Genomic DNA, 22,706 nt, shown 5'->3' on the forward strand with positions numbered 1-22,706 from the left:
GAAGTATGCCCACTTTAAAATTGTCTAACTGGGGCGAAAGTGAAATGGCCTTGACTCGCGCCAGATTTTGGGTGTAAGCGCGGGTTGCTGGGCTGCCACATTGATTGGTGTAGGGTGCCCCCCGTTCGGGGGCTTCACTATACGAAGTATAGTGGGAGTGAGAATCGAACGGTAATCAATCATCTCCACGACTGAATTTCTCAACCCAGTCAGAGACGGTAGACTTGCTTACACCGTATTTTTCGCCCATATCAGACATTGACTGGTCTGTTGTGAGGTACTCGATGACGACATCTTTTCGTTCGGCGTCCGTCTTCGGCTTCTCCCCAGCGTTCGATTCTTCCGCTGTCGGTTGATTTCTGTCTTCGTTGGAAGTGCTACTACTACCGTCGAACTTGATTTCGATACCCTCGTCGTCGATGTCGTCGTAGTTGATGTCGGTCGCAGGTATCGTGTTGAAACGGTACAGTTCGTTGGCGACCTCCATCCGGTCATCGTTTGCCATCGGCTTGATACCGTATCCCAACTGGGCCGTCTGCTTGTCCAACTTGTTCATCACGAACACTTGTCGGCGGATGTCAGCGGGAATGTCGATTCCTGTGTGCGCAACCAGTATGATATGGCAGCGGTTGTGCCGGAGGAGTTTAAGCCGCTGTGAGATGGTCTTCCCGCCGGATTGGTCGTCGTACTGGAGGAACTGTGCCGCCTCGTCAATCCCGAGAATCATCCACCCATCGTGATTCTTGATTTCGTGTTCAAGGTCGTCCCACTGCTCGGGAGTATCCTCAAAGGGGTCGGATGTGTTGTTGGTAATCACCCGGGCATCTGGGTACTCCAGCAGGCCGAACTGGATGTTCGAGTACATCCAATCCGACTTCCCACGTCCGGTCGGTGGGATGTTGTTCGAGAAGATGATGGCCTGAAAGATTGAATTTGTGAAGTCCTTATCGTAGACTGGCTCCTGACGCCAAAGGTCCTTGAGAATCTCGTATTGCTTCCAGTCAGCCATATCGATTCCGTCATCTCCAGTAGACCCTGCCATATGGCGCATCGTGGTCAGGTCGCCCGTTCGGACGGCATCATACCCTCTGTGGGATTCCATCCGGTCGTGGAGTTTCTTGAACATCACCGAGTCTCTCACGTCGTCGGGAAGGTCGGGATGTTCATCTGCGTTGTAGTCCCGAACCAGACGGACCATTAGGTCTACGAGCCGCTCTCGGTCGGCTAAGACTGCTTCGGGGACTGCACCAGACTCCTCCTCGATATACCGCTTGCGGAGTTGTGAACGGAGGTCAGATGCGGCCCAGTTAATCTCACTGCTCATTTTCACCACCGGATGATTCCGTGTTCCGCATTTGGTTTACATCGAGACCGAGAGACCGCATCAACTGTTCAGCCGACTGGTCGTCTCGTTCCGACTCTATTGCTTCATAATCGCTGACAATGGACTCAAACAAGTGTTCGACCTGCTCGCCGCCGTGTTCGGACTGCTCCATAGATACCGCCATATCAGTCAAGTTACGACTGGCGAGTGTCTCACGAATAGCAGGCAGGTTTCCTCGCACTTTGTCGTAGTTCCGGGCTCTCGTCTCCATCAGGGTGACAAACGTCTCAAGAGCCGACTTGGAGGCGATTATTTGGTCGTCTACGGGTGCATTCTCGATGTCTCCAGCAGGTTTCACGTAGTTCTTCGCCATGTTGACCTCCTTGCACAAGTAGACGGTATCCCCGCTCTTCGTCTTCCGAGTCGGAGGCATCCGACCTGCATCATCGCGGACTTCCATCTTGCGCCACCTTTGCGGCGTCATTGTTTCTTGGTCGATTTGCTTACCCGTCTTATCTAATTCAACGACGTGGACGTAATCTACATCTCGATGCCACTCAATGGCTAGATACGAAGCGAGCGAGAAGGTGAGGAATCCTGTGATAGCGCCAGACGCAATCAAGAGGTTCATCACCGTTAATTTGAGGCCGAAGGTGGGGAGGGGGACAAGACCGAGTAGTCCTAGCCCGACGTATCCCAGTCCGAGGATGAACGAATAGGGTAGCAGGGCGATTGTGATGTCTACAGCCGCATCTAGTTTGGTTCGTCGCCCCGGACGGACGACCATCTCCTTCTGTTCCTCTGTCGATTCATCGTCTGATGTGAATCTATCTCTAATCATGTTCGTCGGTGCAGTTTGTCATATGCGTTGAAACTCGTCTCACGGTTCTTGATATGGATATAAATCGCCGTCAGCACGACTGCTAACAGTCCAAATCCGAGGATTGCTCCTGCAAATGCAAACACATAGTCCCACTTAGATGGGCCAGCGTCCCACGGATTATCGTCGGCTTGGTCTGTCAGCAGCATCACAGCCAAGTCGTAGTGACCGTCAGAATCCGTGAGGGAGTTGAGCGTCCCTTCTTGGTATCCATTTGATGCCGTAGATGCTGCGAAAGTAATTTCAGTAACTTGCTCAGCAGAGACATCAACGTTGGTCACATCGGGTTTACAGCCGTTCTCAGCCCCACGACAATCGATGTTGTCCACGACGGCTAAACTACCGTCAAACTCGCTGTAAACTCGGATTGTCCCCGTCCCATTATCATCGAAGGAAGGTTTCTCAACAATCCACTGGCCGTCCCGAATCTGACGCCACTTCGTGTCGGGCGCATCTGCATCCCGCTCAGGGTCGGGCTGCTCGTTGTCCGGGGTTGTCGCTGAGGTCCCATTCAGGGGCGTTCTGAACCATTCAGGCTGCTTGATGAGCCCGTTATCCCACTTCTTCCACTCCGTAACACGAGTAAGCGTCTCGTCCGAGAAAGTGGAGTTGAATTCCTCTTCAGAGGTGTAGGCGGAGAATGCGAACTTCTGATGTTCAGACAGACTGTCCGGCGTCTGGTTGAGCCAGACGTACACGTCCTCTACGGACGTGTTAGACAGTACGCAGTCACGGTATTGGTCTGACTCTGGGTTACACTTAGAAAGGTCTGTAGCGTTCTCCTGTGCCGCTGCAATCCCCATCGAGGAAGCCAGCAGAAGCAAAGAGAGAACGGTGATTAGCGATACTCTATGCATATATTAAATACTTGATATGATAGTGCAAAGGAGTTCCGACAAAACGGGGCGTGAGACGCTTATTTGAGCGGATTCACGATGCCCACGACGAGGTTGATGATAACGAGGACGACGATGAGGACGACGAGTCCGATACCGAGAACCATCCCAATATTCTGGAGGTTACCATCTTCCATACCGGGGAGAGTGATAGCGTACTCGTGGTTCACCGTCTTCGAGATGTTCTCCCGATGGCTATAGGTATCGTCAATCTGCTGCTGCATATTGTCAGCATCTGTCGTCGCGAAATCGGAGGACTGGAACGTCGTCGAATTGATGGTCACGTTTTCACTCGTATCGCGCATCTCTGTGACAGTGAACGTCCCATTCAGGAGCGTCCGTTCGACACCTGCGCCTGTCTTAACGTACATCCAGACCGTACCATCGATTCCAGTCTGGCCTGCACTCGGCTGACCAGCAGACGCCGTGACGTACTCAACTCCTGTCTCGATAGTATCGTTAGGGAATACTCCGGGCTCGGTAGCGATAGTGCCCGTGAGACTCTGACTCTCCGTCGCACCAGCAGGCCTGTAAGAGATGTCGAAGTTAGTCGAGACGTTAGTAGCGTACCCCATCTCATTAGCGACGAGAAGCGGGTATGCCATATCCCCCGTCGTCTCATATTCCGTAATCGACGTACGCACGAGTTCAGCGGGTGACTTTACATCACTGAGGTCAAGGTCGCCCGGCTCGTAGTTCGTGTAGATGTCGTCCGTGAGCGGGGCGATTTGATTCATCGTCGTCTGCCGATTGTTGTTGAGGACTTCGTAGGCTCGCTTGTACTCAGCAGCGTCGAGTATCATAGCGTACTCTGTACCGTTGTACGGAGAGTTGACGCCGAAGTCCACGGTCCGCATCATCCCTTCAGAACCATCGTCAGGAGTGCTGATAGAGCCGTTGTAGTAGGTGTAGGAGTAGAACCCGTCTTGACCGACTACACCGTCGTCAGAGAACGTTCGGGTGTACCCTGAGGTGACGTTGATGGTTTCACCATCCCAGAGCGTGACTTCCCGAGTCTCCCACGTCACATTCAGTTTGTTATCCTTATACGTGTGGTAGTACAGCGGATAGTTCACGAAGATGCCGTTCCCGAGTCCGGTCGTGTTCTGGACGGCGAAAGTGATGGACTCAGATTGCTTCGCAGACGCAGCCTGCGTAGACCATAGACCCTTCTGCTGCTCAGCGTAGAACTCGTTCACACGCTCAACTGCTGCCGACCTCGCTTCGGCCTTGGACGAGCCATTGTTCAATTCCTTGATAATGGTGTACTTGGCTTCTGCAAGCCCGATACCGTAGGTCTGGTTACTGTGCGACTTGGCTTCCTTCGTCTGTCGCTCCCACGTATCCTGCTTATCGACAGCAATAGAGTACATATCGTAGTGTACCTGCTCAGCCGTGCGACCGGACGTGTCGATATATTCAACGCCGACCTCACAGACTGGGACAATGCCGAATACTGGGTCAAGGTCACAATCAAGGACACCCATATAGTCGCCGTCGGTCGTATCTACTGCTGCTGCTGGCCCTGCGAAGAAGACCGGAACAATACCTGCTGTCAGTACCATCGTGAGGATGGCGAGTGACAAAATCTGTCTGAGTCTGCTGTTGCTACTCATTACCTAAAAATATGTAAGAAAGTCTAAATGTGTTCCGTCGGCCCGCCTCAGTGGTCTCGGCCCGCGAGGGCGAGGAGACCAAGGAGAGCGAGGAGCGCGAGGACGATTCCAGCGATACCCGCCATCTGACTACCGGAGAGGGACGAGCCGCTGCCGCCGTCGATGATGACTACGCCGCCGTCACCATCCTCCGCGAAGTCCACAGAGACGGTCTTACCCGCGCCGTCAACGACGACATCCCCGGACTTGTCCGAGTGGCCGTCAGCAGAGACCGTGAACGAGTAGTTGCCGTCTTCGAGGGATGCGACTGCGCTACCGTTAGCGTCGGTCGTGAGGTTCGCGACCTCCGTACCGTTTTGGGTGACGACGACCGAGGCGTTCTCGACCGCAGTACCGTTATTCGCAACCTCGAAGGTCACGTCGTAGGTAGCGGGCTCCTCAGTCGTTGTGGAGTCCGTCGTAGTGGTCGTGTTGTCTGAGTCGTCCGAAGTACCGTCGTCGGTGGTCGTCTGCGGGTCCGAAACGGAGACCGTCGTCGTCGCCGTGTCTGTCGCACCGTCAGCGTCCGTCACAGTCAGCGTGACGTTATACGTCCCCGCTGTGTCGAACGTGTAGGATGGGGAGACGCCCGTTGCGTCTTCCACGCCATCAGCGTCGAAGTCCCACGAATAGGTCAGGCTGTCGCCATCAGGGTCGCTGGAGCCAGATGCGTTGAAGGACACAGAATCACCAGCGTAGACATCAATGGTGTTGTCCGGGGAGATGACTGCCGACGGCAGTCCGTTCTCAACCGTGACGTTCATCGTGTCAGTCGCCGTCGCACCGTGTTCGTCAGTGACTGTGAGGGTCACATTGTACGTGCCTTCAGTGTCGTAGATGTGGTTGACCTCAAGCCCGGATGCAGTGTTACCATCACCGAAATCCCATTCATACGTCAAGTTGTCTCCGTCAGGGTCGCTGGAGCCAGAGGCATTGAGTACGACGGTTGTATGCCCTGCCTCAGCGCCTGTCAGGTCAGAGCCAGCGTCAGCCGTCGGCAGTCCGTTCGTGTACGCATACGCATTCACGGACTCAACATCCAGTTGTACGTCCGAATCTGCAGAGAAGACGAGGTAGTACTCGTTGGACGTGTCAATCGAACCGTGGGAGACATCCATCGAGTACGACCCAGACCCGTTGAGAGTCATAGACTGCACCGTCTGGTTCCCATCAGGATTGACGGTCTTGAGTTCGACAGTACCGCTGCCAGCAATTACGCTCATATCCACACGGTCGAGCGATTCGCCGTCAATCGTCCAGAAGGTGTTTGTCGTGTAACTCGACCCTGCTGTGATGTTCCCCGGGTTATCCCCGAAAATGGTCATCTCCGTATCGTGTGCGGCTGCATTGCCTGCGAAGGCCAGCGAGCCTGCAAACACAGAGAGAACAAGCATCAGCGCGAGGCTGATAGACCGGACCTTCGAGCGTGTCCCCGTCATTATCGAATCACCACTACAGCGTAGGATGTGAGCGAGAACACGACGCAGACGAGTCCAACGAATGCGTTTCCGAGGACAAACCCTGCGACGGGCGCGATAATGAACGCCAGAAGTGACGTTACCACGAAAGACCCGGCACAGACCTTAGCGATAGTGTCCAGCCGCTTGTGGTTACGGAAGACGAACCCGAGACCGAACGTCGCCCAGACGAACGGGAGTGCAAGCGGAAGACCGCTAAGAGCGTCTACTGGCGCTCCGAGAGCGATGTCCCCAATATTAATCGTAGCCGATACAACACCATATGCAATCAGCGAGAACAGGAGGAAGAATGCGTGATTGAACGCAAGCCCTGTCCGCTTGATGTTGAGATTACTGTATCCCATACATCAGATAGATTATGATTAGAATCCTATATGTATTGCCCGAACCCGAGGAAGAGGATTAATCGCGATACTCTAGCGCATCAACGTCGAATTCAGCGTCGAGGGCGTCACGAATCGCAATAATCTGCCCTTCAGCCTCATCGGTCCACTCTACGACATACTCATCCAACCACTCCACATCGTCGTCGAGGTCGCGGATTGCCTCGTTGAGTACGTCCACTTTGGTTTCTACCCGCTGGAGGTCGTCGCGGAGCCCCCGGACTTCGCTGATGAGGTCGTCCACGTCGCCTGCGTCCATCCCTCGCTGGAGGTCGTTAAGGAGCCCACGCTCTATCTCGCGACGAGCCTTCCCAGTGAGATGAGCGACCTTCTCTTCACCGCTCTTGTACGGCTGCTTCGTCACGTCGATGAGGCCGAGGTCTTCCATCTTGTCGAAACGGTGGTTGGCCTTCCCCCGACTCAACCCCGTTCGCCCGCGAATCTCATGCATCGCTGCTTCACCGCCGTAATACCGTACTGCGTCAATGAATCGTGCATCGTCGTGGTCGATTTGCCACTTGAGTTCAGTCATATACAATAGTTGACACTACAAGTGCAAAGGTGTGCGTGTGAACCCGTGCGAAAGGCGTGCGAAGTAGGAACGGAATCGAACGGGTACTGATGGTGGAGACCGCCCGTCCGACCCCCTCTATAGAGGCTCACCCCCAGATGGTACGCAGAGCGTGGGGGGTTGGGCCAGCCAAAGTGACCCGGTGTTAGCAGGGCTGCGAGTAGCAGCGCAACCCATCCTCGATGAGAGATGAGGGAGATGACTATCTCCCCGAATCCAAAATAAGCCCTCTCACAAGCCGATAGAGAAGACAGTTCTCCTCAACAGGTATGATTGCTCCTCTGAGCGAGGGAATTGAAAATAGGGCGTCCTATGGACGGATTCAGTTCTGGGCGAGACCGAGAGCGATGTCCGTCTTCCCTGTTCCCATCATCGGTCTATATTCACCGAGGCGCATCTGCCGACGGGCTGTATCCACATCCTGCTCTTGGAATCCGATGTCGCAGGCGAAGCAGTAGTAGTCAAAAAACGCCAGATGGTCTGCCTTAGCATAGTAGTACGTTGCCTCAGAGGTGCCGTAGACATACTCATCCCCCATCCGACAATATTCCTCGGCGGCGGTCTCTGCGAAACTCAACGAGAGACCGCAGCATGGACACGTCTTCTCATCGAGGAACATTTACGCATCACCGGGGCGGATGCCCTGTTCACGCTCCCAATCTTTGAGGGCGGCGAGTTCTTCTTCTGATTTCTCAGCGGCGGTGACTATCTTCTGGAGTTCCTCGTCGCCGTACATCTCCTCCAACTTGACGATGGGCCGTCCCCAATACGTGCTGACGACATAGCCCGCATCATCAAGGTGGGCGTAAGCAGCCTGCACAGGAATGTCGTGGATGGTTGCGTACATCTGGGCAACCCATCCTTCCATCTGACGGACCCACGAGCGAGCGTGCGGCTCCGTAGGAGCGTGACGAAGAGATTCCGCAGCGTGGGATAACACAGCGTCGAAGTCATCTACGAAGTCATCATCAACCCCTACAGAACGGGCTTCTGCGACGTAGTAGTCGCGAGTCTGTTCAACATCCGTTGGCTGTACGTCTATTACTTCGAGTACTGGATTCGCACTCATATCAATAACTTGTCAGTAAGCACACAAAGGCGTATCCCCAAACGGGAGCGACGAACAGGGATTTATATTAGATAGCGACAGAGTGCGCCCTATGGCCATTCACTATCTTATTTCTGAGGAAGCCCGAGAACGGATGAATAACGAGTTCTGGAGAGGATACGACGCCGACCACTGGTTCTACAAAATCAAGACGTACGACACCCTGCTTGAGAACCACGAGGAGTTCATGGAGGAGATGGGAGACGAGGAATTCCAAGAGAAGTCTGCTGACTCATTCCATCAGGCAATCGAGAGTGAGATTGTCTTCAATTTCTATCATATGACGGAATCGCTGTTTATGCTAATCAGCGTCTGTAACAGCATTCTTCCGTGGGTTGAGATGAAACATATCCGAGTCGGTGAGATTGCGGATTTTATGCGCGATGTGGTTATGGAGAAAGAGTGGGAAGACGACGATATTAAGCAGATTTTCTACCCGGGAATGCGGGAGCCGGAGGAACACGAAGGTACGATTGAGCAGTCTATCGAGTTCATCAAAGAGTACCTTGCCCGGATGAGTGACTGGTACTTGGATAACGACATCTACAACGAGTACAAGCACGGAATGCGGCTTTCCACCTCTGGTGGTCGTATCCAGATGGCTCCTGAGAAGGAATTCATGGGGGAGACAGGGCCAGTCATGTTCCAACGTGAGGGAACGACTCACGTCTATCTTGAGGAGGAGGAAGTAGGTCGCGAGGACAGTGAGGTCTACCACACGTTGCATCGAGTGATGAGTGGTTTCGACTACGAATTGTTCCTCCAGTTCTGCTACATCAACTACCTCCTCATCGACCAAATCGTCAACATACGGCGGAAGCAACTCCAAGGGCGAAGCGACACGGACGAGGAGGAACGTATTGAGGTGAACTCGTTTCACGATATGGATATTGACGAGGTGTTCGATTACAGCGCAGAGAAGGAATGGGAGTTCAAGGTCTCATACCCGGTTGATGACTCGATGGTGACGATTGAATAATTCTGAGTCACCTACCGAGCAGGTCGAGGAAGTCCGGCAGTGAATCAACGTCTCGCAGGTGCTTGCGGTCCACGAGGAGTTTGTCGTGCTTCGACCTCCCCGGGAGGAACGGTTCGCCGTAGGCGACGACCTCTTGGAGAGCCACCCAACCCGAGACGTGCGCAGCGTAGCCAGTCTCCGTCTTCTCCAGTTCGACCATAACGTAAGCATCCGCGCTCGGGTGTCGCTTCGCCCGGACGATGAGGTCGGGGTCTTCCCGCTCCCAGCGTTTCCGCATCTTCACGTCGATGGACGCACCCTCTACTTCGAGGTCTACGCTCGGGTCTTCTGCGTCCGAGACGAGCCGCACGTCGAGGCCGAGGTCGTCAGCAAGGTACGCCGCAGCGACGTGTTCAGCGAGGTCCCCGAGGAACACGTCGAGGAGCCAGTCGTCATGAGACCGCCCGAGGTCGCCGTCATTACGGTAACGCCCTTGTTCACGGGCATAGCGGACAGCAGAGGCATACTGTTCTCCAGTCGGTACTACAGTCGATGTCAGATTCGCACTCGACATTAGTCATATATTCGACACTACTCCACAAAGGTATTACCTCAAACTGATATGTTTGGGGAATGACTAATAAGGGAGAAATGCGTAGTCTGAACTGTCGAGCGACCATCGAACATCAAAGTCGATTCGCACTCCACTTCGATGCCGTTCTTAGCAAACTCGGTCGCTCGGCTCTTCTCGTGAACTTCTCATCCTCTTACTCCTCCAACTTCTCGTAGCCCAGTAGATATTCTACTTCACCAGTGGGTTCGTACTCGTACGGCCCTTCTACGAAGCGCCGCTGGATGGAGTCGTTTATGGCTCCGACAAACTGCTCCAAAACCCCGACGACGTACGTTTCGTCGGCACTCCATTCGCCATCTACCGCGATTTGATTCGCGGCTTCCAGATGCTGCCGCGCACGTTCAAGTTCGTACTGTATCTGTTCAAGGTCTTTTTCGTCACTCATCCTCACCGTCCCCGACGAAATAGCATCTACATATACGACATGATATTGTTCTGAGTGTCGCGCGAGCCGACCCGAGAGTTAGTCCGGGAGAGAACTACACCCATTGCTCAATGAGCGCCTTTATCGTAGATAGGTCCGATATTGGCTCTGTGGAATCGACCGACAGAGTGGGGACGACCGCGCCCGCATCACGTAGCGTGATGGGCACGCAGGGTACTTCGGTAGTGTCCTTAAAAGCGTCTGTACGCCGTATAGTGGATGTACGGCGTTTATTTCGTGGATGGGCGCTGCAGGATTTGAACCCACGGCAACTTGGTCCGAAGCCAAGCACTCTGTCCAGACTGAGCTAAGCGCCCGACAATACTCCGTCTGTTGCCAACCATTTTAAATGGATTGATTCGCGGCGACAACTCCGCGCGATTTATACCAAGTCACCGAACAGTACGGGGTATGTCTCTGGGAGTGCGGGCGCGCGGCTTTCTCGAACTCACCCGGCCAGGGAACGCCATCGCCGCGGGCGTGCTCACGTTTACGGGTGCAATCGTCGCAGGGGGGACACTCGAAGACACACTGGTCGTCGTCGCGGCTATCCTCGCGACGGTGTTCGCAACGGGAGCAGGAAACGCGGTCAACGACTACTTCGACCGCGACATCGACCGCATCAACCGCCCCGATAGACCGATTCCGCGCGGCGCAGTCAGTGCCGACGAGGCCAAGTGGTTCAGTATCGCGCTCTTCGGCGGCGCGGTCGTGTCGGCGCTCGTGTTGCCACTCGTCGCTATCGCTATCGCGGTCGTGAACCTCGTCGCCCTCCTCGGGTACACTGAGTTCTTCAAAGGGCTACCGGGCGTCGGGAACGTCGTCGTCGCGGCCCTCACGGGGTCGACGTTCCTCTTCGGCGGGGCGGCTATCGGCGAGCCACTCGGTGCAGCCATCCTGAGCGTGCTGGCCGCGCTGGCGACGCTCACCCGTGAAATCGTCAAAGACGTCGAGGACATCGCCGGCGACAAGGAGGAGGGACTTCGCACGCTTCCCATCGTCGTCGGCGAGCGACCGTCGCTCGTGTTCGGGACAGTCGTTCTCGTCGTCGCCGTCCTCGCGAGCGCGGTCCCGTATCTCGACGGCGAGTTCGGACTCGCGTACCTCGGATTGGTCGTTCCCGCCGACGTGCTGATGCTCGCGGGGACGATTCGGTCGTTTCAGGACCCAACGCTGGCACAGCGCCGCCTCAAACACGGGATGTTTCTGGCTGCTGCCGCATTCATCGTCGGCCGGGTTGCAGCGCTCGGTGGTGTTTCGGTATGAGTGACCCCCATCGAAATCCAAAATCGGGATGGGATAATCAAAAAGAATATTACTTGCTCACGGTATGGTCGTATTATCCGATGACTCCCGGCGAGCGGAAGCGTCATTCGATTGTCCACCTCGGAGCGAACGGTGAACAGCCGAGGTGCTCGTATGTATGACCTCGGCCCCGACCTCGACGCCGAGGTCGAACCGGGAACGAATCTTCTCATCAGTGGACCGCCGCTGACCGGCAAGCGAGCCCTCGCACTCGACATCTTGGCAGCGGGGACCGAGAACGGAGAGGGTGCGGTCATCGTCACCACTAAAGACGGTGCCGACCGCGTCCTCAACGACTACGCGAAGCGCATCGACTACGAGGGGAAACCCGTCTCGGTCGTCGACTGCGTCACGCGACAGCAAGGTGTCGGCGACGTGCGTGACGACGAGCGTGTCAAGTACACGTCGTCGCCCGTGGACATGACAGGTATCGGTATCAAACTCTCGGAGGTACTTCAGGAGTACTACCAGCAGCGCGGTCTCGAACAGAACCGTATCATGCTGCATTCGCTTTCGACGCTCCTGATGTACGCCGACTTGCAGACCGTCTTCCGGTTCCTCCACGTCTTCACCGGTCGCATCCAGAGCGTCGGCGGCCTCGGCTTGTTCGCTATCGACGCGGACGCACACGACGACCGAACGATGAACACCATCAAACAGCTGTTCGACGGTATCATCACCACCCACGAAGACGCGGAGCCCGACGTTCGCCTCGCAGGCGACTAACGAGTCGGTGGCGACCGCCGAACGACTGCGCCTTCGGCGCACGGCCGCCCGCCGTTTTTACCGACTCACTACTAACACCCAGCACCAATTATGCCCAGCACCAGCAGCGACACGCTACAGGACCTCTTCGACCTCGAAACGATTGCGGTCGTCGGCTGTTCGGCCACGCCGGGCAAGGCCGCCCACGAGATTCCGGCGTACATGCAACGCCACGGCTATCGAGTCATTCCAGTCAACCCGTTCCACGACGAAATTCTCGGCGAGACAGCGTACGACTCGCTGGCCGACGTGGAAGAAGACATCGACCTCGTCAACGTGTTCCGGCCGTCGGACGAAGCGGGCGACATCGTCGACGCGGCCATCGAACGAGCACAGACGCGCGGCGACGTAGCGGCAGTCTGGCTTCAGTTGGGAATCACAGACCACGAGGCGGCCGCTCGCGCCGAAGAGGCGGGCCTCGCGTTCGTTCAAAACAAGTGCTACAAAGTCGAACACGCCCGGCTCGTCGCCTGAGTGGGACGGAACAGTCCAGCGACCCAGTGACGAGCGTCAGCCTTCCCAGGACTCGAAGTCGCCGTAGACGCCTTTCGAGAGGTAGCGTTCCGAGGAGTCGGCGAAGACAGTGACGACCGAATCGTACGGAAGGTCGACCTCACCGGCGGCAGCGCGCTCGGCGAGGTCGACGGCCGCGAGGCAGTTCGCGGCGGCGCTCGACCCGACGAGGTGGCCTTCCTCGGCGGCGAGTCGCTGCATCTCCGCGTGCGTGTCGCGGTCGTCGATTTGGACGATTTCGTCCACGAGCTCCGGGTCGAACAGTTCGTTCGTCGCGGGGTTGTGCGTCCCGATACCTTCGGTCTTGTACTCGGCTTCTTCGACGTCGCGGCCCTCGTGGGTCGCGTACAGCGACCCGACCGGTTCGACGGCGGTGACGAACGTGTCTTCGTGTCGCTCGCGCCCGTAGCGGGCCATCCCCATGAGCGTCCCCGCAGTCCCGCAGCCAGCGACGAGCGCCCCGACCTCGTCGTCGAGCGCGTCGTAGATTTCCGGCGCAGTGGTCTCGTAGTGCGCTTCGGGATTGAGCGGGTTCGAGAACTGCTGTGGAACCACCGCGTCGTCGAGTTCCTCGGCGAGTTGGTGCGCGCGGTCGATTGCGCCGCCCATGCCGTCTTCGGTCGGGGTGTTGACGACGTCAGCGCCCAGCGCACGCATCAGCGTCTGCTTCTCGACGCTGAATCGCTCGGGGACGACGAACACCGCGCGGATGCCGAGTTGGTTGGCGGCGACGGCGATACCGATGCCGGTGTTACCCGCGGTCGGTTCGACGACGGTGCCACCTTCGGGAAGCGTCCCGTCGTCGAGCATCTGTTCGAGCATGTACTTCCCGATGCGGTCTTTGACACTCGCGCCGGGGTTGAACGATTCCAGCTTCGCGTAGACGGGTACTTCGTCGGGTGATGCCTGAACCCGGACGAGTGGCGTCTCGGCGATGGTGTCGAGCACCGAGTCGAGGGGTTCGCGGTGCGTGGTCATACTGGGGCAAATGTTGCCCCCGGTCCTGAACGTTATCATCCCGTCGTCGGGGGACGCGAAGTGACCACCCTCACCGCCACCGAGAGGTAGATTTAATGTTACTCTGTAGACACCATAGCAGATATGGAACGTCTCCTCTCGGATGTCCGGGACGAACTCGACACCGACCTCGAACACCAGAAACTCGGTATCGTCCTCACTGGGCTGTCGACCGGGGTTGGCGTGTGGGCCACAGCGACGTTCTTCGACGCTGTCGTCCGGGCACCAGAGGCCGTCGTCATCATCACGACCCTGCTTGCCGCTGGAATCACCCCCGCTGTGACGTGGTACGTGCTCAGCAAGAACGGCGTGTGAGGAAAACGGGGAGAAAAGCGAGTCGTCGCGCTACTCGGACTGGTCGGCGTCGGCAGCCTCGTCGGTCGTGTCGGTCGCCGAGTCGTCTGCGGGCGCCTCCGCTTCGGTGATGTGTGCGTCGGCGATGACGGCGTCGAGGTCGATACCCTGCTCTTCGGCGATGGCTTCGAGAATCGCGCGCTGTTCCGCGTTCTCGGCTTCGAGTCGGTCCACGCGGTCTTTCGTCTCGGTGACCGTCTCACGAACCTCGACGATTTGCTCGCGGAGTTCGTTGAGTTTCTTGTAGACGTCTTCGGCCATCTCTGCGACCTTCTGGAGCTTTTTCGCGGTTCCTCCGAGTGCCATGTGTCGGTTCTCGAACTCCGGACTTGTACGACTTCCGGTGCCGCGGGAGAGGAGACGCAAAACACAGCGACGAAGTCGCCTTAGCCGAGTTCGTTGGGGTCGACGCGTCTGACGACGAATCGGAGTCCGACGAGCGCGACGAAGCCAACCACGACGAGTCCCGTGACCGCGGCCTGCGCGCCCACACCGGCCGTGCCGATTGCGAGGCGCGCAGCCGTGTTCGCGGGGTTCAGCGGGAGGAGCGACGTGCCCGCGAAGACGAGCAGGACGCCGAGCGAGTAGAGCAGTTGCGCGATTCTCCGGTCGGGTGCCGTCAGCGCCACCGTCGCGCCGAGGGTGACGACGAGCGCGGCCAATCCAGCGACCATCCCGAACAGCCACGGGAGGTTGTCGATGCCGGTGCCATTCAGTTGGAGCAAGACCATCCACGCGACCCCCTGAATCGGTGCGAGGGCACCGGCGGCGAGGACCTTCCCGTCGACGACGGCCGAGAAGCTTACCGGGGCGACGCGCAGGAGTTCGAGCGTCCCGCGTTCTATCTCCTCGGTCAACGAGTCGACGACGAGCGACCCGGAGATGAACACCGGGAGGAACAACAGCAGCGGGACGAGCACCGTGTACGTGAAGCTGAAATACGGGCTCGACGTCCCGGCGGGCGGGAGTGAAAGCGGCGTCGTGGAGAGGTACGCGCTTCGCTCGGTGCGCTCGCTCCGTTCGAGTTCGCGGAGTGCGTCCCGCAGGCGGACGACCACCGCAGTCGTTTCGACGCCGGAGTCGGGAGCGATAGCGAGCACTCGTATCCGACCGTCTTCTCCCGTCGAGGCCTCTATCACCGCGTCTGCGCGCCGTTCTTCGAAGGCGGTCATCGCCGCGTCGGTCGAGGCGTACGACCGTCCGGCGAGCCCGTCTTCGGTGCCAATCGCGTGCAACAGGTCGTCGACCGCCTCGTCACCACCAGTGACTGCGACATCGACTTGGTAGTTGGACGCGCCGGGGTCGTACAGCGAGACGAGGCCGACGACGAGGAACGACGAGAACGCCGCCACGAACAGCTGGATAGCCAGCGCGAGCACGATTGTCTTTTCTTTGCCGAGACTCCCGAGTTCGCGCCGGGCGATGTCGAATCGCGGGTTACCCAAGGGAACTCACCACCTGCAGGTTGTAGACGACGTGAATGCCGATTGCACCGAGCAACGCGAGCGCGTAGGCCGACCGTCCACGCGTGGCCCCGAGTGCCGTCACCGTAGCCGTCACGGCGTGCAGGACAAGCGGTGCGAGCAGGAGGCCCGTGGCTGCGACGACACCGATACCAGACGGTGCGAACGCCGCCTGTCCGAGCGTGAGCGAAGGGAGACCAACGAGTTGGACGATGGCCGTGAATTTCTCGCCGACGAAGAAGCCGAAGCCCGAGAGCGCGCCGAGCAGGAGCGAGACGCGAAGCGTCCGGGCGAACCGTGCCTTCTCGAAGGCGGCGTACACGTGCAGACTCTTCGCCAACTCCTCGACCACCGCGACCGCGAGGAGGACAAGCGGAATCGTGAGGTCCACCGGGAGAACGTACAAGACGGCGATGACCAGCAGTTCGGCGATGAAGACGAACGGAATCGACAGCGCCGAGAGGGTCGCGACCGACCGTGGGCGAGAGATTCGACTGTCGAGCGCGTCGAGGAACTTCAGCGGGACGGGGCGCTGGGTGAACATGTCTTCCTCGCGGTAGACGCCGGTGCCGAGGAGGAACAAGACGAGCGCGGCGAGGAGAATCGGGCCGACGGAGAACGCGAAGTCCCCGAGCGATACGGCCGTTCCACTCAAGTCGCGGACGACCAACGTGAGCGGCGAGATGAGCGCGATTGGCGTCACGTTCGTGAAGATAGCCGGAACGAACGTGTAGGTCGTCAGGAACACCGAGATAGTCACGGTGACGAAGGTCAGTTCCTTGAACGACCGCGCGAACATCGCGCCGACGAAGGTCGCAGAGAGGAACAACAGCCCGATTGGGACGACGGCGGCGACCGAGACCGGCCCACCGCCGATTGCGAGCGCGATGGCGACGGTGAGACCGACCATTCCAGCGAGGTACGGCGCAGTCTTTCCGGCGACGATGTCTCCGGGCGTCACGGGCGCGACGAGGAGAAGTTCACCGCGGCGGTTCACACGCTCGTTGAGGATGCTCGACCCGTAGGCCTGAATGACGAAGTTCATCGGGACGAGGAAGGCGAAGGCGAGAACCAGCGAGGCGAAGGGGAACGGCGGGCTGATGCTCGCGGGCGACCCGCTGGTGTCGCCGCCGAGGAAGCCACCCGCGCCGCCGACATCCGGGGCACCTATCGGCCCGTCGTCTGCTGCGGCGGCACCACTGGCCGCTGAGGAGCCAGCTGTGCCGCCTGCTTGTCCATCGGTGTCGCCATCAGATGAGCCACTGCCGCCGTCGCCCGTTGCGGCCGCGCCACTTGCACTTCCACCACCGCTTCCGTCATCGACGCGGCTTCCGGGTGGGACGAGTGCCCCGCGCTCTCGATATTGGAGGTTCACGACGACTGGAAACGCCGCAGTCTGGTTCGACTCGCGGAGCATCTGGCGCTCGTTGTAGGTTTGCACCGCGTCGCGGAACGCTTCGTAGGCGGCCATCCCGGTCGGCGTGTCAGTGACCGAGACGTGCGTCTCGCTGACGATGAGTTCGACGTTCGGGTCGGAGACCGGCCGCGGGTCGAGAACCGTCGATTCCTCGACAGCGTCGTAGTACGGGCTGTCGGACGCGACGCCGACTCGATAGAGGTCTTTGTCGATTGCAACACCACCGCCAGCAGCCCCGAGTGCGACACCACCGGCGACGAGGACGGCGATGAGCCCGAGGATAATCGTCCGGCGGTCGAGCGTCCCCGCGGAGCGCGTGACCTCCCAGCGAGCGATTCTGGCTATCGCACGAGTGTGCGCGACGAGACGGGACTTCAGTCCGGTGTCGTCGGTCACGACTGGCCGCGACCCCCTTCTGCCGCGCTCGTCGTCGGTGCTTCGCGAGCGAGTTGCAGGAAGATGTCCTCCAGCGATGGCTCGTCGGTTCGAATGTCGGCGACGCTTCCACCGGCTGCTTCGGCCGCCTCGCGGATGGCTTCCACGTCGGCCATCTCGTCGACGACGGCGACGTGCTGGTCACCTTCGGGCTCGGTCGCCGGGTGGTGGTCCGTCGCGGAGAGAGATACGGTGGTGTACACGCGATAGGTGGTCTCACCGTGTTCCGCGCGGATTTCGGGAATCGTCCCGCGGGCAATTATCTCCCCGCGGTTCATGATGACCACGCGGTCGCAGACCGATTCGACGTGAAAGAGGTTGTGCGCGCTGAAGACGACCGTTTTCCCCTCGTCGCGGAGTTCACGAACGAACTCCAAGACGACGTTCGTCGTCAGCGGGTCCAGTCCGCTCGCGGGTTCGTCGTAGATGAGCAAGTCGGGGTCGTTGACGAGCGACCGGGCGATAGCGACCTTTCGCTTCATCCCTTTCGACATGTCGCCGAGGCGGCGGTCGCGGTATTCGAGGTCGAGTCTGTCGAGGACGGCCTCGGTTCGTTTGGTTCCCTCTTCGCGCGGCACGTCGTACAAGTCGGCGAAAAATCGGAGGTACGACCGCGGCGTCATGTCTTCGTAGAGTGGCGACTCTTCGGGGAGGAAGCCGAGTCGGCGGCGCATCTCCGGCTCTTCGGGGTCGAATCCGAGGACCGAAGCGGTGCCGTCGGTGGGTTCGACGAGTCCGGCGAGCATCTTCAGCGTCGTCGTCTTGCCCGCGCCGTTGGGACCGACGATGCCGAACACCTCGCCAGACTCGACCGAGAAGTCGCTGCCCACGACGGCGGGGAAGTCGCCGTAGGCCTTCCGCAGGTTCTCGACCGTTATCATTGCCAGACCTTCACGCGGGACGGGATAAAAGGGTTCGCGCGGGATTTCAGAACTGATAGGCTTCGTCTTCGCAGGATAACAGGTCCGAGGCGCGTCGTCTCCGCGGGACAACAGTTTCGGTCCCCCACGGCGAATGGAGAGTCATGCCCGCCGACGATTTCCTGACACCCGCGTTCGTCCTCTTCGTCGGTGGTTTCGTGGCAGCGATGTTCTTCTTCGGGGCGCTACTGGCCAGCGTCGCGGGCGGTGGCTCAGACATCGTAAACGGGTTGGCGTTCGCGCTCGCCGGTCTCGGTGGGTTGTTTCTCGTCGCGGGTGTCGTCGGCGCTGGCGTGCTGAAACTGTTGCGCGACGACTGACGAGACGGTGGCGCGGCGACTGACCAGAGAACACACCTGCGTCCCGACTGACCAGAAGATACTCACCGAGTTGTTATCAGACAAGCGTATGGTCAGCATCGATAGACGAACGTTTCTTGGCGTCGCTGGCGCGTCGGTTTTGGGTGCGAGTTCGGGATGTCTCGGCCGTGCCGCGGTGGTCCCGTTGCGGGAAACCGACCTCGACGGGGTGGGAATGCTTCCGCTAAACGTCCAAGAAGACGCCCATATCGTAACGACCCACGTCGTCGGCCACCGCGGTCCCGACGACGTCTTCGCGGGGAAGCCAGTCGGCCTCGTCGTCGCCAACCAGACAGGGTCGGCTGCCGAGATGAGTATCTCCGTCGAACGCCGCGACCTCCTTTCGTGGACCTCGCTGTACGACGGGCGACACAGTCTCGCAGCGAACGCCAGAATCGACTTCGTCCTTCGGGACCCCGCGACCTATCGGATTCGAGTCTCGACGCCCACACACGAGGGTGAAACGGAGATAGCTAACTCGGAGTTCGACTGCAACGAAAAAGCGTTCAGCCTCGTCGCGACCGACGAGGGTATCGACCACTCGTCGATTTCGACGACGATGGGCTGTGGACTCTAGCGGCCGTCGGCCGTACCCTCCTCAGTCGTATTCGTAGAAGCCCTTGCCCGTCTTCTTGCCGAGGTCGCCAGCGTCGACCTTGCGCTTGAGCAGGTACGCGGGCTTGTAGCGGTCGCCGAGTTCCTCGAAGAGCGTCTCGGAGGCGTCGAGACAGATGTCCAGTCCGATGTGGTCGGCGAGCGTGAGCGGCCCCATCGGGACGTTGGTGCCGAGGGTCATGCCGCGGTCGATGTCTTCCTTCGAGGCGACACCTTCGTCGTAGGCGCGGATACCCTCGTTAATCCACGGCATGAGGATGCGGTTCGTGACGAATCCGGGCTTGTCGTCGGACTCCCACGTCTCTTTGCCGAGTTCTTCGGAGAACTCGTGGGCGAACTCGACGACTGCGGGGTCGGTTTTCTCGCCGCGGACGACTTCGACGCCTTTCATGATGGGAACGGGGTTCATGAAGTGAAGACCGACGACCTGCTCGGGGCGCTCTGTCGCGGCCGCGATGGTCGTAATCGAGAGCGTGCTGGTGTTCGTCGCGAGAATCACGTCCGCGGGCATCAGGTCGTCGAGGTCCGAGAAGATGTCGCGCTTGACGTCCATGTTCTCGACGGCGGCCTCGACGACGAGGTCGCAGTCGGCCAGCGCGTCGAGGTCCGTCGTGCCCGTGATGCGGTCCTTCGTCGCTTCGGCCTCGTCCTCGCTCAGTTTCTCTTTCGAGACGAAGCGCGAGAGACTGTCGTCGATTGCAGAAAGCCCGCGGTCGACGAACTCCGCCTGGATGTCCCGCATAACCACGTCGTAGCCGGACATCGCCGCGACCTGTGCGATTCCGTTGCCCATGGTTCCAGCGCCGATGACTCCAACCGTGTCGATATCGTTCATGCCGCGCATGCGCTGGACTCCGCGAGGACGCAAGGTAAAACTTGCCGAGTTATCCAGAACTGTGACAATCGATTACTCAGTTCACTCGATTGTGACAACTGTGTGACTTTCACGGAAACGCTCAAGTTCGGGGCCGGAATGGTCACACGCAACGGTGACTGGCGCGAACAACATGGGCAGGGACGACGGGGATGCCGCACCGGACGGTGGTTCGTCCGGGAACGAGAGCGGCCGCGGGGCGCAAACCGGGAGTGTGAATTCGGCGTCCGGCGCGGCCGACACACACCATTCTGAGAGCGACGGCCGACCAGATTCCGGGAGCGACGACGCACGCGAACCGAGTACCGACGAGGCAATCGAGAAGCTTCTCAGGCCGCGCGGCGCGGCCGATGGCGACGACACGCCGGAGGAGTTAGCGGACCTGAAATTCATCGGTCCCGCGACGGCAGCAGAACTCGGCGACTCCGAAATCGGCGTCGAATCTATCCTCGACGGGGCAGTCTGCTACCGCGACCTCGTCGATGCGGGGGTCAATCCGGGCGTCGCGGCCAAGATTCGTCGCTGGCACTCGCTTTCGTGGTCGTTCAGTTCCGGTGACGACCTCGACCGCCGCTCCGCGCAAGTTCGTGGACTCGGCGACGAAGAACGGGAGTGGGTCGCGGCGAGTTCCGGCGACTGGGGCACCGACGACGACGCCGAAACTGCTGACGGCGATTGGACCCCGACCGGCGAGTCGCAGGCGACGACCGGCCCGACGCGAGAGGGCGATTGGACGCCCTCCGGGTCGGCCGCACAGTCCGAGAATGCGACCAAAAGCGGTGATTGGACGCCGACGAACCGAGAGGAGTCATCCGACGCGACACGTTCCACTCAGGGATGCGACCCCAATCAGCGAAGTGGCACCAGTCACGGGGGAGACTGGACACCGAGCGGGACGTCCAACGCCGGGAGTAGCGCGTCCGCAGATGGGTCCGGTGACGCGCTCGCCGCCGAAGCAGCGTGGCGTGAGCGTTCGAAACCGACGCCACTCACCACGCTCGACGGTATCGACGAAGCCGACGCCGAGATGCTCGCCGAGGCGGGCGTTCGCTCCGTGCGCCGACTCGCCACTGCCGACCCTGAACACGTCGCAGACGCCCTGCAAATCGACCCTGCGGTCGTCAGCGCGTGGAAGGGACAGGCCCGCGAGTCGATGGAGTAGTCTATACTGTCCGAAAATTTACTATCCGAGTAGTAATTTATATTCACAGTGTTTTGAATCGCAATATTTGACTAGAGCGCTTCTACCGGTTGGATTCTACACTTTCTGAGTTCCCGCTCCAGCCAATGACTTTATATACAAAGTTACCCGATGCTGACGTAGATGATGCTCGGTGTCGACACGTCCGTTAGCCCCGCCGAGGCGGGTCCCACGTCTTCGACAGCCCCCGGTTCTGATTCCTCGCTGGTCCGAACTCCCCGGTGTTGTATCCGCGGTGCGTCGGAGGTGCGGCTCTGATGGCGGCGCACGACGTGAACACGGCAGACTCCACGGAGGACGTCCGAACTATCGACCAAGTGGTCGACGTTATCGCGACCACCGCGCCCGAGATTCGCACGGGACTTCCCGGCCGCCGCGTTGCGTCGGAAGAAGAGAACCCGAGCGGCGAGACACAGATGGCCGCCGACGTGTTCGCCGACGTCCTGCTCTGTGAGCGAATCGGCGCACTCGACGGTGTCAGCGAGTACGCGAGCGAGGAACGCCCCGAGTCTATCGACGTCGGCAGTGGCAACCTCTCGGTCGCTGTCGACCCCCTCGACGGGTCGTCGAACCTCAAGCCGAACAACACGATGGGGACCATCTTCGCCGTCTACGACGCGCCGCTTCCGGCCCACGGCCGCGACCTCGTCGCCGCCGGCTACGTCCTCTACGGCCCCGTGATGACGATGATTGTCGCCCGCAAGGGCTCGGTCGACGAGTTCGTCATCTACGACGATTCGAGCTACGAACTCGTCCGTGAGGACGTCACGCTCCCCGACGAGGGGACCGTCTACGGATTCGGTGGTCGCGTCCCCGACTGGACCGAGGACTTCGAGAACTTCGCGCGCGAGGTCGAACAGGACGCGTCGCGCAAACTCCGCTACGGCGGCTCGATGATTGGCGACGTGAACCAGATTCTCTCCTACGGCGGCATCTTCAGCTACCCCGGTCTCCAGTCGGCACCGGAGGGGAAACTCCGCGTACAGTTCGAAGGCTACCCCATCGGCTACATCCTCGAAACCGCCGGTGGCGCGTCCTCCGACGGAACACAGTCGCTTCTCGACGTCGACAAAGACGAACTCCACGCACGGACCCCGGTCCACATCGGCAACGAGAGTCTTATCGACGACCTCGAAGCGGCGCTCGACTGACTCGGT

The 22,706-nt window shown here is 59.3% G+C and carries 26 protein-coding genes and 1 tRNA gene; 9 read left to right on the forward strand and 18 right to left on the reverse strand.

Going from position 1 to position 22,706, the window contains the following annotated elements; all coding sequences use genetic code 11:
- Positions 1-175 precede the first annotated feature (175 nt).
- The 9 genes from KU306_RS12225 to KU306_RS12265 form a co-directional block, all read right to left on the reverse strand.
- Entirely contained in the window at positions 176-1,324 is a 1,149-nt protein-coding gene (locus KU306_RS12225) for a hypothetical protein (protein WP_258302083.1), read from the reverse strand.
- Positions 1,314-2,165 carry a hypothetical protein gene (locus KU306_RS12230; RefSeq protein WP_258302084.1) on the reverse strand — a complete coding sequence of 284 codons (852 nt, stop codon included), beginning with the start codon at positions 2,163-2,165 and terminating at the stop codon, positions 1,314-1,316. Before KU306_RS12230 ends, KU306_RS12225 begins: the two co-directional genes overlap by 11 nt.
- Entirely contained in the window at positions 2,162-3,061 is a 900-nt protein-coding gene (locus KU306_RS12235; RefSeq protein WP_258302085.1) for a DUF8063 family protein, read from the reverse strand. Before KU306_RS12235 ends, KU306_RS12230 begins: the two co-directional genes overlap by 4 nt.
- 59 nt (positions 3,062-3,120) lie before the next feature.
- Positions 3,121-4,716, reverse strand: coding sequence for an Env/VP5 family phage fusion protein (locus KU306_RS12240; RefSeq protein WP_258302086.1), 1,596 nt, complete (start codon positions 4,714-4,716; stop codon positions 3,121-3,123).
- Positions 4,717-4,763: 47 nt separating this feature from the next.
- Positions 4,764-6,194: a PKD domain-containing protein gene (locus KU306_RS12245; protein ID WP_258302087.1), complete on the reverse strand. Its 1,431-nt coding sequence runs from the start codon at positions 6,192-6,194 to the stop codon at positions 4,764-4,766.
- Positions 6,194-6,577 (reverse strand): hypothetical protein, encoded by a 384-nt coding sequence (locus KU306_RS12250; RefSeq protein WP_258302088.1) that lies wholly within the window; start codon positions 6,575-6,577, stop codon positions 6,194-6,196. The genes KU306_RS12245 and KU306_RS12250 overlap by 1 nt, the downstream gene beginning before the upstream one ends.
- A 58-nt stretch (positions 6,578-6,635) precedes the next feature.
- Complete coding sequence (locus KU306_RS12255; protein WP_258302089.1) at positions 6,636-7,148, reverse strand: hypothetical protein; 513 nt, start codon at positions 7,146-7,148, stop codon at positions 6,636-6,638.
- 361 nt (positions 7,149-7,509) lie between these two features.
- On the reverse strand, positions 7,510-7,806 hold the full coding sequence (locus KU306_RS12260; protein ID WP_258302090.1) for a hypothetical protein: 297 nt from the start codon (positions 7,804-7,806) through the stop codon (positions 7,510-7,512).
- Positions 7,807-8,256 (reverse strand): hypothetical protein, encoded by a 450-nt coding sequence (locus KU306_RS12265; RefSeq protein ID WP_258302091.1) that lies wholly within the window; start codon positions 8,254-8,256, stop codon positions 7,807-7,809.
- Positions 8,257-8,347: 91 nt separating this feature from the next.
- Here KU306_RS12265 and KU306_RS12270 point away from each other — a divergent pair, with 91 nt between their 5' ends.
- Complete coding sequence (locus tag KU306_RS12270) at positions 8,348-9,274, forward strand: hypothetical protein (protein ID WP_258302092.1); 927 nt, start codon at positions 8,348-8,350, stop codon at positions 9,272-9,274.
- Positions 9,275-9,281: 7 nt separating this feature from the next.
- Here the strand turns inward: KU306_RS12270 and KU306_RS12275 are convergent, their stop codons facing one another.
- The 3 genes from KU306_RS12275 to KU306_RS12285 form a co-directional block, all read right to left on the reverse strand.
- Positions 9,282-9,827: a hypothetical protein gene (locus KU306_RS12275; RefSeq protein WP_258302093.1), complete on the reverse strand. Its 546-nt coding sequence runs from the start codon at positions 9,825-9,827 to the stop codon at positions 9,282-9,284.
- 193 nt (positions 9,828-10,020) lie between these two features.
- Entirely contained in the window at positions 10,021-10,272 is a 252-nt protein-coding gene (locus tag KU306_RS12280) for a hypothetical protein (protein WP_258302094.1), read from the reverse strand.
- A gap of 281 nt (positions 10,273-10,553) precedes the next feature.
- Positions 10,554-10,628 (reverse strand) — tRNA-Arg (locus KU306_RS12285).
- 94 nt (positions 10,629-10,722) lie between these two features.
- On the opposite strand from KU306_RS12285, the gene KU306_RS12290 reads away from it, so the two are divergent.
- The 3 genes from KU306_RS12290 to KU306_RS12300 all read left to right on the forward strand — a co-directional run bounded on the left by KU306_RS12290 (position 10,723) and on the right by KU306_RS12300 (position 12,855).
- Positions 10,723-11,577: a geranylgeranylglycerol-phosphate geranylgeranyltransferase gene (locus tag KU306_RS12290; protein WP_258302095.1), complete on the forward strand. Its 855-nt coding sequence runs from the start codon at positions 10,723-10,725 to the stop codon at positions 11,575-11,577.
- A gap of 153 nt (positions 11,578-11,730) precedes the next feature.
- Positions 11,731-12,342, forward strand: coding sequence for an RAD55 family ATPase (locus tag KU306_RS12295; protein WP_258302096.1), 612 nt, complete (start codon positions 11,731-11,733; stop codon positions 12,340-12,342).
- A gap of 90 nt (positions 12,343-12,432) precedes the next feature.
- Positions 12,433-12,855 (forward strand): CoA-binding protein, encoded by a 423-nt coding sequence (locus KU306_RS12300; RefSeq protein WP_258302097.1) that lies wholly within the window; start codon positions 12,433-12,435, stop codon positions 12,853-12,855.
- A gap of 36 nt (positions 12,856-12,891) precedes the next feature.
- On the opposite strand, the gene KU306_RS12305 is transcribed toward KU306_RS12300, so the two are convergent.
- Positions 12,892-13,872, reverse strand: a complete 981-nt coding sequence (locus KU306_RS12305) for a PLP-dependent cysteine synthase family protein (protein WP_258302098.1) — start codon at positions 13,870-13,872, stop codon at positions 12,892-12,894.
- Between the two features lie 123 nt (positions 13,873-13,995).
- Here KU306_RS12305 and KU306_RS12310 point away from each other — a divergent pair, with 123 nt between their 5' ends.
- Complete coding sequence (locus KU306_RS12310) at positions 13,996-14,226, forward strand: hypothetical protein (RefSeq protein WP_258302099.1); 231 nt, start codon at positions 13,996-13,998, stop codon at positions 14,224-14,226.
- A 30-nt stretch (positions 14,227-14,256) separates the two neighbouring features.
- On the opposite strand, the gene KU306_RS12315 is transcribed toward KU306_RS12310, so the two are convergent.
- From KU306_RS12315 to KU306_RS12330, 4 genes are all read right to left on the reverse strand, one after another.
- Positions 14,257-14,571 (reverse strand): DUF5798 family protein, encoded by a 315-nt coding sequence (locus KU306_RS12315; protein WP_007540047.1) that lies wholly within the window; start codon positions 14,569-14,571, stop codon positions 14,257-14,259.
- 80 nt (positions 14,572-14,651) lie between these two features.
- Positions 14,652-15,710, reverse strand: a complete 1,059-nt coding sequence (locus KU306_RS12320) for an ABC transporter permease (protein ID WP_007540048.1) — start codon at positions 15,708-15,710, stop codon at positions 14,652-14,654.
- On the reverse strand, positions 15,703-17,541 hold the full coding sequence (locus KU306_RS12325) for a PrsW family intramembrane metalloprotease (RefSeq protein ID WP_258302100.1): 1,839 nt from the start codon (positions 17,539-17,541) through the stop codon (positions 15,703-15,705). The genes KU306_RS12320 and KU306_RS12325 overlap by 8 nt, the downstream gene beginning before the upstream one ends.
- Positions 17,538-18,461: an ABC transporter ATP-binding protein gene (locus tag KU306_RS12330; protein WP_258302101.1), complete on the reverse strand. Its 924-nt coding sequence runs from the start codon at positions 18,459-18,461 to the stop codon at positions 17,538-17,540. The genes KU306_RS12325 and KU306_RS12330 overlap by 4 nt, the downstream gene beginning before the upstream one ends.
- A gap of 143 nt (positions 18,462-18,604) precedes the next feature.
- Here KU306_RS12330 and KU306_RS12335 point away from each other — a divergent pair, with 143 nt between their 5' ends.
- Positions 18,605-18,820, forward strand: coding sequence for a hypothetical protein (locus KU306_RS12335; protein WP_007540053.1), 216 nt, complete (start codon positions 18,605-18,607; stop codon positions 18,818-18,820).
- Positions 18,821-18,908: 88 nt separating this feature from the next.
- A complete protein-coding gene (locus tag KU306_RS12340; protein WP_258302102.1) occupies positions 18,909-19,436 on the forward strand; it encodes a hypothetical protein in 528 nt (175 codons plus the stop codon).
- A gap of 21 nt (positions 19,437-19,457) precedes the next feature.
- Here KU306_RS12340 and KU306_RS12345 read toward each other — a convergent pair whose 3' ends face one another.
- A complete protein-coding gene (locus KU306_RS12345; protein WP_007540057.1) occupies positions 19,458-20,318 on the reverse strand; it encodes a 3-hydroxyacyl-CoA dehydrogenase family protein in 861 nt (286 codons plus the stop codon).
- Between the two features lie 163 nt (positions 20,319-20,481).
- On the opposite strand from KU306_RS12345, the gene KU306_RS12350 reads away from it, so the two are divergent.
- Both KU306_RS12350 and KU306_RS12355 read left to right on the forward strand, forming a co-directional pair.
- Positions 20,482-21,510, forward strand: coding sequence for a helix-hairpin-helix domain-containing protein (locus KU306_RS12350; RefSeq protein WP_049918602.1), 1,029 nt, complete (start codon positions 20,482-20,484; stop codon positions 21,508-21,510).
- A gap of 296 nt (positions 21,511-21,806) precedes the next feature.
- Positions 21,807-22,700 (forward strand): class 1 fructose-bisphosphatase, encoded by an 894-nt coding sequence (locus tag KU306_RS12355; RefSeq protein WP_258302103.1) that lies wholly within the window; start codon positions 21,807-21,809, stop codon positions 22,698-22,700.
- Positions 22,701-22,706: the final 6 nt, after the last annotated feature.

This window comes from Haloferax larsenii (assembly GCF_024730625.1).
GTDB classification, from domain to species: Archaea; Halobacteriota; Halobacteria; order Halobacteriales; family Haloferacaceae; genus Haloferax; species Haloferax larsenii.